Origin of the sequence: Bradyrhizobium sp. HKCCYLRH1034, from assembly GCF_051168375.1 — a bacterium.
Lineage (GTDB): Bacteria > Pseudomonadota > Alphaproteobacteria > Rhizobiales > Xanthobacteraceae > Bradyrhizobium.
The window spans coordinates 312,541-323,482 of record NZ_JBNPUW010000009.1 but is presented as its reverse complement, the minus strand read 5'-3'; the positions used below and the strand labels follow the sequence as shown (position 1 = coordinate 323,482).

Annotated in this window: 10 protein-coding genes; all 10 read left to right on the top strand. The window is 66.3% G+C overall.

Going from position 1 to position 10,942, the window contains the following annotated elements; genetic code table 11:
* Positions 1-423 precede the first annotated feature (423 nt).
* The 10 genes from pstS (at position 424) to ACQR0W_RS22965 (ending at position 10,933) form a co-directional block, all read left to right on the top strand.
* Complete coding sequence (gene pstS, locus ACQR0W_RS23010) at positions 424-1,434, top strand: phosphate ABC transporter substrate-binding protein PstS (RefSeq protein WP_315736698.1); 1,011 nt, start codon at positions 424-426, stop codon at positions 1,432-1,434.
* A 96-nt stretch (positions 1,435-1,530) separates the two neighbouring features.
* Positions 1,531-2,529 carry a phosphate ABC transporter permease subunit PstC gene (gene pstC, locus ACQR0W_RS23005; protein WP_315736700.1) on the top strand — a complete coding sequence of 333 codons (999 nt, stop codon included), beginning with the start codon at positions 1,531-1,533 and terminating at the stop codon, positions 2,527-2,529.
* 3 nt (positions 2,530-2,532) lie between these two features.
* The gene (pstA, locus tag ACQR0W_RS23000; RefSeq protein WP_315713506.1) at positions 2,533-3,414 is read left to right on the top strand and encodes a phosphate ABC transporter permease PstA; all 882 of its coding nucleotides are present in this window, start codon (positions 2,533-2,535) and stop codon (positions 3,412-3,414) included.
* Positions 3,411-4,232 (top strand): phosphate ABC transporter ATP-binding protein PstB, encoded by an 822-nt coding sequence (pstB, locus tag ACQR0W_RS22995; RefSeq protein ID WP_315713505.1) that lies wholly within the window; start codon positions 3,411-3,413, stop codon positions 4,230-4,232. The genes pstA and pstB overlap by 4 nt, the downstream gene beginning before the upstream one ends.
* A 30-nt stretch (positions 4,233-4,262) precedes the next feature.
* Positions 4,263-4,979 (top strand): phosphate signaling complex protein PhoU, encoded by a 717-nt coding sequence (phoU, locus tag ACQR0W_RS22990; RefSeq protein ID WP_315713504.1) that lies wholly within the window; start codon positions 4,263-4,265, stop codon positions 4,977-4,979.
* Between the two features lie 16 nt (positions 4,980-4,995).
* Positions 4,996-5,703, top strand: coding sequence for a phosphate regulon transcriptional regulator PhoB (gene phoB / locus ACQR0W_RS22985; protein WP_315713503.1), 708 nt, complete (start codon positions 4,996-4,998; stop codon positions 5,701-5,703).
* A 147-nt stretch (positions 5,704-5,850) separates the two neighbouring features.
* A complete protein-coding gene (locus ACQR0W_RS22980; RefSeq protein ID WP_316169844.1) occupies positions 5,851-7,167 on the top strand; it encodes a trypsin-like serine protease in 1,317 nt (438 codons plus the stop codon).
* Positions 7,168-7,343: 176 nt separating this feature from the next.
* Entirely contained in the window at positions 7,344-8,465 is a 1,122-nt protein-coding gene (locus ACQR0W_RS22975) for a HoxN/HupN/NixA family nickel/cobalt transporter (protein WP_315825316.1), read from the top strand.
* 15 nt (positions 8,466-8,480) lie between these two features.
* Positions 8,481-9,497 (top strand): HupU protein, encoded by a 1,017-nt coding sequence (locus ACQR0W_RS22970; RefSeq protein ID WP_315825469.1) that lies wholly within the window; start codon positions 8,481-8,483, stop codon positions 9,495-9,497.
* Positions 9,494-10,933: a nickel-dependent hydrogenase large subunit gene (locus ACQR0W_RS22965; RefSeq protein WP_315825315.1), complete on the top strand. Its 1,440-nt coding sequence runs from the start codon at positions 9,494-9,496 to the stop codon at positions 10,931-10,933. The genes ACQR0W_RS22970 and ACQR0W_RS22965 overlap by 4 nt, the downstream gene beginning before the upstream one ends.
* The last annotated feature ends 9 nt before the right edge of the window (positions 10,934-10,942 follow it).

Below are 10,942 nucleotides of genomic sequence, written 5' to 3'. Positions count from 1 at the left end.
CGGCGTCTAGCGCCAAGGACCCAACGGCTTCCCGCCCACCATCATCATGGCAGACTTTCCAGACACAGGGACCCATAACCCCAGGGCGCAGGCGGGCATCCAGTAGGCCGCGGCGTCTCGGCGGATCATGGCCGCCGATGGCATACTGGTTCGCCCGCCTGCGCGGGCGATGACGGCGGTGATGGTCTGTCCCCGGGGGGGCGACGCTCGCACGGACGCGAGGTGCCGCAGCCCGCTGCAATATGTCGGCTGGCCCGTAGAAATTCGGAGTTGGATCGAAAGATCAATACTTATCAACGGCTTGTGACTGTCATCCGACTGTCATCGAACCTTTATAAAAGCCACACTGAGGCCCCGTAAAGCGGCCGGGGAAGCGCAATCGGGCGCAGATGGCGCTTCGCTTCCCAAGCATGGAGACCAGCTATGAATTTCGTCAAAGCTATCGTCGCTGCCGGCTTGGTCGCCGCATCGACGTCGGCCTTCGCTGCCGACATTACCGGTGCGGGCGCGACGTTCCCGTTCCCGATCTATTCCAAGTGGGCGGACGCCTACAAGAAGGAGACCGGCAACGGTCTGAACTACCAGTCGATCGGTTCCGGCGGCGGCATCAAGCAGATCCAGGCCAAGACCGTGACCTTCGGCGCCACCGACGCGCCGCTCAAGGCCGAGCAGCTCGAGAAGGACGGCCTGGTGCAGTGGCCGATGGTGATGGGCGGCATCGTGCCGGTCGTCAACCTCGAGGGCGTGAAGCCGGGCGAGATGGTGCTGGACGGCGAGACGCTTGCCAACATCTATCTCGGCAAGATCACCAAGTGGGATGACGCCGCGATCAAGAAGCTCAATCCCAGCGTCAAGCTGCCGTCCGATGCGATCGCCGTGGTCCGCCGCTCCGACGGCTCGGGCACGACCTTCAACTTCACCTACTACCTCTCCGAGGTGAGCGCCGACTGGAAGAGCAAGATCGGCTTCAACACCGCCGTCGAGTGGCCGGTCGGTGTCGGCGCCAAGGGCAACGAGGGTGTGTCCGGCAACATCGGCCAGACCAAGAACTCGATCGGCTATGTCGAGTACGCCTATGCCAAGCAGAACAAGCTCACCTACACCGGCATGATGAACAAAGCCGGCAAGACCGTGCAGCCGACCGTCGAGGCCTTCCAGGCCGCGGCCGCGAATGCCGACTGGGCCAAGGCCCCCGGCTACTACGTGATCCTCGCCAACCAGCCCGGCGACAAGTCCTGGCCGATGACGGCGGCGACCTTCATCCTGATGCACAAGGAGCCGGCCGACAAGGCGGCGTCCGGCGAAGCCATCAAGTTCTTCAAGTGGTCGTTCGAGAAGGGCGGCAAGATGGCTGAGGAGCTCGACTACATCCCGATGCCCGACAGCGTCGTGAAGCTGATCGAGAAGACCTGGTCGGCCGACATCAAGAGCTGAGCTGGACGTATCGAAAATCCCCTCTCCCGGCCTCCGGGGGAGGGGCACTACCGGGGTTGAGGCGTGTCCAAGGAACAGGGGGCAGAATTGGCAGAGATGGCGGTTCAGACCGAAGTCAGCGATATCGCGGCCGCTGCCGGACCCTATGACCGGGCACGCGCGCTCAACGCCTTCAAGCTCGGCGACGTGACCTTCTATTGGATCACGCGGCTGTCCGCGATCTCCGTCCTGTTGATCCTGGGCGGCATCATCCTGTCGCTCATCGTCGGCGCATGGCCGGCCATGAGAGAATATGGCTTCGAATTCCTGTGGACGCGGCGCTGGGCGCCGTCGGCCGATCCGCCGGTGCTCGGCGCGCTCGGCCCGATCTACGGCACCTTGGTCACGTCCTTCATCGCGATGCTGATCGCCATTCCGGTCGGTCTGGGCATTGCGATCTTCCTCACCGAGCTGTGCCCGCAATGGCTGCGCCGTCCGATCGGACTTGCCATCGAGCTGCTCGCCGGCATTCCTTCGATCATCTACGGCATGTGGGGCTTCTTCGTGCTGGGGCCGTTCCTGGCCTATACGTTCCAGCCGTTCATGATCAATCTCTGCGCCGGCATCCCCGTGCTGCAGGACATCTTCGCCGGTCCGCCGTCCTATCTCAGCCTGTTCAACGCCTCGCTGATCCTGGCGATCATGGTGCTGCCGTTCATCACCTCGATCTCGGTCGACGTGTTCAAGACGGTCCCGCCGGTGCTGAAGGAAGCCGCCTACGGGGTCGGCTGCACCACCTGGGAGGTCGTGCGCAGCGTCGTCATTCCCTACACCCGTGTCGGCGTGATCGGCGGCGTCATGCTGGCGCTGGGGCGTGCGCTCGGCGAAACGATGGCGGTGACCTTCATCATCGGCAACTCGTTCCGTATCTCATCCTCGATCTTCGCACCGGGCACCACGATCTCGGCCGCCATCGCCTCCGAATTCCAGGAGAGCGACGGGCTGCACCAGTCGAGCCTGATCCTGCTCGGCCTGCTGCTGTTCGTGCTCACGTTTTTCGTGCTGGCGAGCGCGCGGCTGATGCTCATGCGGCTCGAAGCCAAGGCGGGAAAATAAGCCATGTCCAGCGCTGACACGCTTACACTCGATGCGCCGGTCAATCCGATCTATGCGCGCCGGCGCCGCAGAGACATCGTGATCCGCGGCCTCTGCGTTGCCGCCGCGATGTTCGGCGTCACCTGGCTGGCGCTGATCCTGTTCACGCTGTTCTATAACGGACTCGCCGGCCTCAGCCTGCAGGTTTTTGCCGCCGACACGCCACCGCCCGGCTCCAGCGAAGGCGGCCTGCGCAACGCCATCGTCGGCTCCTTGATCATGACGATCATCGGCGTCGGCATCGGCGCGCCGCTCGGCCTGTTCGCCGGCACCTATCTCGCCGAATACGGCCGCAACGACCGCCTGACCTCGGTGATCCGCTTCATCAACGACATCCTGCTGTCGGCGCCCTCGATCATCATCGGCCTGTTCATCTATGGTGCGGTCGTGGTGCCGATGGGCGGCTTCTCGGCACTCGCGGGTTCCCTTGCATTGGCGGTCATCGTGATCCCGGTGGTGCTGCGCACCACCGAGGACATGCTGCTGCTCGTGCCCAACCCGCTGCGCGAGGCGGCGTCTGCGCTCGGCCTGCCGCGCTCGCTGGTGATCCGCCGCATCGCCTATCGGGCGGCGCGCTCGGGCCTCATCACCGGCGTGCTGCTGGCGACCGCCCGCGTCGCCGGCGAGACCGCGCCTCTGCTGTTCACCGCGCTGTCGAACCAGTTCTGGAGCCTCAACCTTTCCAAGACGATGGCGAACCTGCCCGTCACCATCAACAATTTCGTCCAGAGCCCTTATGCCTACTGGAAACAACTGGCCTGGAGCGGAGCCCTTCTCATCACTCTGGCCGTGCTCGCCCTGAACATCGGTGCACGCATTCTCGGCGCCGAGAGGAACACCAAATGACCGAACTGTCCGTCTCCGTCAGTCAGCCCAATCACGCTCTTCACGGCAAGGCGCTTCCGGATGCGCCGGCCAAGGTGACCGCGCGCAACCTCAACTTCTACTACGGCGACCATCATGCGCTGAAGAACATCAACCTGTCGCTGGGCACCAACCGCGTCACCGCGTTCATCGGCCCGTCCGGCTGCGGCAAGTCCACGCTGCTGCGCATCTTCAACCGGATGTACGATCTCTATCCGGGGCAGCGGGCGACCGGGCAGCTGATGCTCGACAACACCAACATCCTCGATCCCAAGCTCGATCTGAACCTGCTGCGTGCCCGGGTCGGCATGGTGTTCCAGAAGCCGACGCCGTTCCCGATGACAATCTACGAGAACATCGCCTTCGGCATCCGGCTCTATGAGAAGATCTCCAAGTCGGAGATGGACGACCGGGTCGAGAAGGCGCTGCGCGGCGGCGCGCTGTGGAACGAGGTCAAGGACAAGCTCAACGCTTCGGGCCTGTCGCTGTCAGGCGGCCAGCAGCAGCGGCTGTGCATCGCGCGTACCGTGGCGGTCCGGCCGGAGGTGATCCTGTTCGACGAGCCGTGCTCGGCGCTCGATCCGATCTCGACCGCCAAGGTCGAGGAGCTGATCCAGGAACTCGCCGAAAACTATACGATCGCCATCGTGACGCATAACATGCAGCAGGCGGCGCGCGTCTCCGACAAGACCGCCTTCATGTATCTCGGCGAGCTGATCGAGTTCGACGACACCAGCAAGATCTTCACCTCGCCGAGTGATCGGCGGACCCAGGATTACATCACCGGCCGGTTCGGCTGACGCCGACGACATTGTCTTCAGGAGATCATCATGGCCAGTGAACATACCGCCAAGGCGTTCGACAGCGATCTGCAGGACCTCACCCGTCTGGTATCGGAGATGGGCGGCCTCGCCGAGCGGCTGATCGTCGATTCCGTCGATGCGCTGGTGCGGCGCGACATCGCGCTCGGCCAGAAGGTGGTCGCCACCGACGCCGAGGTCGACAAGCTGCAACGCATCATCGAGGAGCGCGCCGTTCTTACCATCGCCCGGCGACAGCCGATGGCGGTCGACCTGCGTGAGATCGTCGGCGCGATGCGCGTGGCGACCGATCTGGAGCGCATCGGCGACCTCGCCAAGAACATCGGCAAGCGCGTCGCGGCGCTGGAGAGCGACTTCCATCCGCTGAAGCTGATCCGCGGGCTCGAGCACATGACCGATCTCGTGCAGTCGCAGGTCAAGACGGTGCTGGACGCCTATGCCGCGCACGATTTGCCGGCGGCGATGACGGTGTGGAAGGGCGATGAGGAAGTCGATGCCATCTGCACCTCGCTGTTCCGCGAGCTCCTGACCTACATGATGGAGGATCCGCGCAACATTTCGTTCTGCATCCACCTGATGTTCTGCGCCAAGAACATCGAGCGCATCGGCGATCATGCGACCAACATCGCCGAGACGGTGTTCTATATGATCGAAGGCCAGCAGATCATGGACAAGCGCCCGAAGGGCGACATGACGAGCTTCGCATCGACGATCCCCGGCAACTGAGAGAGACGGTTCAGACATGGGCGCCCGAATTCTGGTGGTGGAGGACGAGGAGGCGCTGACGACGCTGCTGCGCTACAACCTCGAGGCCGAAGGCTACGAGGTCGAGACCGTGGCGCGCGGCGACGAAGCCGACACGCGCTTGAAGGAGCGTGTTCCCGATCTCGTCGTGCTCGACTGGATGCTGCCGGGCCTGTCCGGCATCGAGCTGTGCCGCCGCCTGCGGGCGCGGACCGAGACCCGGCAGTTGCCGATCATCATGCTCACCGCACGCGGCGAGGAGAGCGAGCGCGTGCGCGGCCTCGCGACCGGCGCCGACGACTACATCGTCAAGCCGTTCTCGGTGCCGGAGCTTCTGGCGCGGGTGAAAGGCCTGCTGCGGCGGGCGAGTCCGGAGCGGCTGGCGACCGTGCTGTCCTATGGCGACATCGAGCTCGACCGCGAGAAGCGCCGCGTGGCGCGCTCTGGTAGGCCGATCGATCTCGGCCCGACCGAATACCGCCTGCTCGAGTTCTTCCTGGAGCATCCCGGCCGCGTGTTCAGCCGCGAGCAGCTGCTCGACAGTGTCTGGGGCCGCGACATCTACATCGACGAGCGCACCGTCGACGTCCATATCGGCCGCCTGCGCAAGCTGCTCAATCCCGGCCGCGAGCAGGACCCGATCCGCACCGTGCGCGGCGCCGGTTATGCGCTCGATGATCGCTTCGCCAAGAGCGAGCAGGTGTAAGGGGCGATCGGGCGTGAGGACGCAGCAGGTGTGAGACGCGAGGCGGCCCGATTGAGGAGATCGCGGTCCGCTTTCCGCCACGCCGCCGCCGTCTTGATCGTGTCTGCTTCGTGGCCCGTCACGATGTTTCGGTCCCAGCGGACGCCCTTGATCAAGACCATCATCATATCTCTTGCCGTGCTGCTCGGCGGCGCGGCGGGCGCCACGGCCGCCGAGCTCGAAGACGCGGTCGCGGCGGCAGGCAACGGGCAGCATGCGGCGGCGATGCGACGGCTGCTGCCGCTGGCCGCCAAGGGCGATGCGCGGGCGCAGTTCGACGTCGGCTTCATGCACGCCTTCGGCTGGGGCCAACCGCGCAACCCCGCCGAGGCGCTGGCGTGGTACCGCAAGGCCGCCGATCAGGGGCTCGCCGTCGCGCAGCACTATCTCGGCATCGCCTACGTCAATGGCGAAGGTGTTGCGAGCAATTACGGCGAAGCCGGCCGCTGGTTCAGCCGCGCCGCGGCGCAGGGCTTCGCCCAGTCCCAATACATGCTCGGCCTGATGCTGCTCGACGGCCGCGGTGTGAAACAGGACGTCGTGCAGGGCTATGCCTGGCTGGTGATGGCGGGCCGTAGCGGCGTGCGATCGGCCGGCCGCGACGTGCAGCGGGTCAAGTTGACCGAGCCGCAGCGCGTCCAGGCTCAGAGTGCCATTGCGGCCTGGCGGCCGAAGCCGGAATCGGCGGAGGCCGGCATCGCCGCTCCGCGTCCGGAGCAACTGCTCGGGCTCGACCGCCACATCGGCGAGGTCGTCGATCCCACCTCGTGGCCGGCGTCGTCGATCGGCGTCGTCACCGTCGCGCAATACTCGACCGGCGGCTGGTGCACCGGCACGCTGGTCGCGCCGCGCGTCGTGCTCACCGCGGCGCATTGCGTGTTCAACGGCGTGGCGCAGGTCAGCCCCGGCAACGTCCGCTTCCTGGCCGGCATGAACAGGGGCACGCCGGCGGCATCGTCGGTCGCCGACAAGCTGATCGTGGCGCCTGATTTCGTCCCGACCCGGCACGACAGGTGGTCGCTCGACCGCTCGCCCGCCGATTGGGCGCTGATCGTGCTGAAGGACGCGCTGCCGTCGAAGCCGGTTGAGGTCAGGGCGCTGACGCGCGAGGAATTGCAGGCTGCGACCACGGCCGGAACCATCTCCGAGATCGGCTATGGCCAGGAGCGGCGCTATTCGCCGACCGGCCAGCGCAATTGCAGCGCCGGCATGACCAAGGACGGGATGCTGCTGACGGTGCATTGCCTCGCCAATTTCGGCTATTCGGGCTCCCCCATCATGGCCGAAGTCGGCGGACAGCCGGCCGTGGTCGGCATCTTCTCGGCGTTCCACGAGGAGACCCGGCTGATGTTCGCCGCCCCCGCGAGCCAGTTCGAGGCGGTCGTGCGGCGCGAGATCGCGGCACAGAGTGCCTCGGCGCGGTGAGCGAAGGAGGGGCGAGAGAAGAAGATGTCCCGCCGCTGGTCATGATCTGTGCGTGACTGGATAGCGGGTTGCCAAGCGAGAGGGCAATCCGGGAAGGGCCGCCCACGTTTTCCTGCAGCTTTTGCCTGCAGCGGGGGGCTTTACCGAACTGGCCTGGCTCTTGCTATAGTCCGAGTATGACGATTGTTCAAATTGATCATCCTCGTGCCCCTCGGCTGCTGTGGTGGCGATCGCAGCCCGGCCGCAACGTTGCGCTCGTCGGCGGGCTGGTCGCCGCCAACGCGCTCGCCTGGGCCTGGGCGTTCGCGCTCTACGCCGACCGGCCCGCCATCGTCGGCACCGCGATGCTGGCCTGGCTGCTCGGACTGCGCCATGCGGTCGATGCGGATCACATCGCGGCGATCGACAACGTCGTGCGGAAGCTGGTGCAGGACGGTAGCGCCCCGCGCGCCGCCGGCCTGTATTTTGCGCTCGGCCATTCCAGCGTCGTCGTCATCGCCACCATCGTCGTGAGCCTCATCGCCGGCGCCGACCTCCTGGATGAAGAGAGCGCGATCAGGGCGATCGGCGGCGTCATCGGCACGTCGGTGTCGGCCGGCTTCCTGCTGCTGATCGCGTTGGCGAACCTCATTCTGTTCGTGAACCTCTGGCGCCGCGCCGCACAGCCGCAGTCCGAGATGGAAACCGCCGGAAGCCCCGGACGGGGCATCCTCATCCGCCTGCTGCGCCCCGTGCTCCGCCTGGTGGGACGCGCCTGGCACATGTATCCGCTCGGTTTCCTGTTCGGTCTCGGCTTCGACACTGCGAGCGAGATCGGGCTTCTCAGCCTGTCGGCGACCGAGGCCGCGCGCGGCGCGAGTCTTGCGCACGTGCTGGTGTTTCCGGCGCTGTTCGCGGCGGCGATGGCCACCGTCGACACCGCCGACAGCATGCTGATGGTCGGCGCCTATCGCTGGGCGCTGACCGATCCCGCACGCAAGCTGCGCTATAACCTCGTGATCACCGGCGCCTCTGTCGCGATCGCGCTGGTGATCGGCGGCTTCGAGGCGATCACGCTGTTGGCGCCGCGGCTTGGCCTGACCGGGGGATGGACGAGGGTCGCCACCGCGCTGGGCGACGATGTCGCCAATCTCGGGATCGTCGCGATTGGCCTGTTCGGACTGATCTGGGCGATCGCCATGCTGCTCGGTCGCAGCCAGCGCGGTTCCGAGGCTATGCCCGGGGAAGCGCTTGCCAGTGTTCATGCGGGGGCGCTAAACCCGCCGGTGATACGAAGCGGAACGCTTAAGACGGGCTAGGAGCGGGGCCTTATGATGGTCGGCTCTGAGGGAACGATCAGGATGCTATGGCTGCAGGGTGCGAGCTGCGGCGGCTGCACCATGTCGATCCTGGAAAGCGGCGCGTCCGGCTGGTTCGACGAATTGCGCCAATCCGGCATCGATCTGGTGTGGCATCCCTCCGTCAGCGAGCAGACAGGGGACGAGGTCCTGGAGCTGTTGGAGGCGATCCGCGACGGTCGCGAGCGGCTCGATCTGCTGGTGCTCGAAGGCTCGGTGGCGCGCGGACCTGGCCTGACCGGCCGCTTCAACATGCTCGCCGGCACCAACCGCTCGATCTATCACTGGCTGCTCGATCTGGCGCCGCTGGCCGACTACGTCGTTGCCGTCGGCAGTTGCGCCGCCTATGGCGGCATTCCTGCTGCCGGCATCAACCCGACCGATGCGGTCGGATTGCAGTTCGAGGGCAGCGACATCGGCGGCGCGCTCGGCGCGGGCTTCCGCTCGAAACGCGGGCTGCCGGTGATCAACGTCGCAGGCTGTGCGCCGCATCCGGGTTGGATGATGGAAAGCCTGCTGGCGCTCACCTCGGGCGATCTGTCGGCAGACGGCCTCGACGCAGTCGGCCGTCCGACCTTCATCGCCAATCACCTGGCGCATCACGGCTGCTCGCGCAACGAGTTCTACGAGTTCAAGGCGAGCGCGGAGACGATGTCGGAGCGCGGCTGCCTGATGGAGCATCTCGGCTGCCGCGCGACGCAAGCGGTCGGCGACTGCAATCAGCGCTCGTGGAACGGCGGCGGCTCCTGCACCAAGGGCGGCTACGCCTGCATCGCCTGCACCTCGCCGGGCTTCGAGAGCGCGCAGAACTATCTGCAGACGGCCAAGCTCGCCGGCATTCCCGTGGGGCTTCCGACCGACATGCCCAAGGCCTGGTTCGTCGCGCTCGCAGCGCTGTCGAAATCGGCCACGCCGCGTCGCGTCCGAGTCAATGCGACGGCGGATCATGTCGTGGTGCCGCCGGGCCGTGCCGGCGACAAGCGCCGTCCATGACGCGGATCACGGTCGGACCGTTCAATCGTGTCGAAGGCGATCTCGAGGTCAGGCTCGATATCGAGAGCGGTCGCGTCACGAGGGCGGAGGTGACGGCGCCGCTCTATCGCGGCTTCGAGCAGATCCTGGAGGGGCGGCCGTCGCTGGACGCCCTGGTGATCGCACCGCGAATCTGCGGCATCTGCTCGGTGTCGCAATCGATCGCCGCCGCCGCGGCGTTGCGCCAGGCCATGGGTATTGCGGCAGCGCCAAACGGCGTCCTCGCGGCCAACATCGCGCACGCGGCCGAGAACGCAGCCGACCATCTGACGCATTTCTACATCTTCTTCATGCCGGACTTCGCCCGCGACGTCTACGCCTCGCATGCCTGGCATTCGGCTACGGCCGAGCGCTTCGCGGCCACGAAGGGCAGCGCGGCCCGCGATGCGTTGCCTGCCCGCGCGCGGCTGCTCGAGATCATGGGCCTGATCGCCGGCAAATGGCCGCACAGTCTCGCCTTCCAGCCAGGCGGGACGACGCGCGCGATCGAGCTCGGCGAGCGCGTGCGGCTCAACGCGATCGCGGCGTCGTTTCGCGGTTTCCTTGAACGCGTCGTGTTTGCCGACAAGCTGGAGAACGTGCTCGCCTTGTCGACATCGGACGAGCTCGACCGTTGGCGGGAGGGCCGCGCCGGCGACTTCGCGCATTTCCTTCGGCTGGCCGATGCGCTCGCGCTGGCCGACCTCGGCAGCGGACCCGGTCTCTTGATGAGCTTCGGCGCGTATCACGATTTCAATGGGGCTCGTTTTCGCGCTGGTGTCCGCACGAGCAGCGGCGAGGTCCACGCTTTGCCGTCGGACGGCATCACCGAGGACGTCTCGCACGCCTGGATGCACGATACGTCGCTCGATCCGGCCGAGAGCCGCACCGTGCCCGATGCCGACAAAGCCGACGCCTATAGCTGGTGCAAGGCGCCGCGTCTTGCGGGAGAACCGGTCGAGGTCGGCGCTCTCGCAAGGCAGGCCATCGACGGTCAGCCGTTGATCACCGCGCTGCTCGCGAGCGGTCGCAGCAATGTCCGCAATCGTGTCATCGCCCGGCTGATCGAAACTGCGCGGCTCGCGCTGTCGATCGAGCACTGGATCAAGGGGCTGCGTCTCAACGAGCCGTTCTGCGACAGCAGCGCCAGCGCGGCCGACGGCAATTTCGTCGGGCTCGTGGAAGCTGCGCGCGGCAGCCTCGGCCACTGGCTCGCGGTGCGCTCCGGCCGGATCGAGCGTTATCAGATCATCGCGCCGACGAGCTGGAATTTCTCTCCGCGCGACGCGGATGGGGTAGCGGGCCCGCTCGAACAGGCGCTGGTCGGCACCGAGGTCGGCACTGCCGGCGCGCGTGCGGTCGGCATTCAGCACGTCGTGCGGTCGTTCGATCCCTGCATGGTCTGCACGGCCCATTGAGCGCGCTGC

Coding starts and splice junctions, on each gene's coding strand:
- pstS (WP_315736698.1), top strand. CDS start 424: ATGAATTTCGTCAAAGCTATCGTCGCTGCCGGCTTGGTCGCCGCATCG.
- pstC (WP_315736700.1), top strand. CDS start 1,531: ATGGCGGTTCAGACCGAAGTCAGCGATATCGCGGCCGCTGCCGGACCC.
- pstA (WP_315713506.1), top strand. CDS start 2,533: ATGTCCAGCGCTGACACGCTTACACTCGATGCGCCGGTCAATCCGATC.
- pstB (WP_315713505.1), top strand. CDS start 3,411: ATGACCGAACTGTCCGTCTCCGTCAGTCAGCCCAATCACGCTCTTCAC.
- phoU (WP_315713504.1), top strand. CDS start 4,263: ATGGCCAGTGAACATACCGCCAAGGCGTTCGACAGCGATCTGCAGGAC.
- phoB (WP_315713503.1), top strand. CDS start 4,996: ATGGGCGCCCGAATTCTGGTGGTGGAGGACGAGGAGGCGCTGACGACG.
- ACQR0W_RS22975 (WP_315825316.1), top strand. CDS start 7,344: ATGACGATTGTTCAAATTGATCATCCTCGTGCCCCTCGGCTGCTGTGG.
- ACQR0W_RS22970 (WP_315825469.1), top strand. CDS start 8,481: ATGGTCGGCTCTGAGGGAACGATCAGGATGCTATGGCTGCAGGGTGCG.
- ACQR0W_RS22965 (WP_315825315.1), top strand. CDS start 9,494: ATGACGCGGATCACGGTCGGACCGTTCAATCGTGTCGAAGGCGATCTC.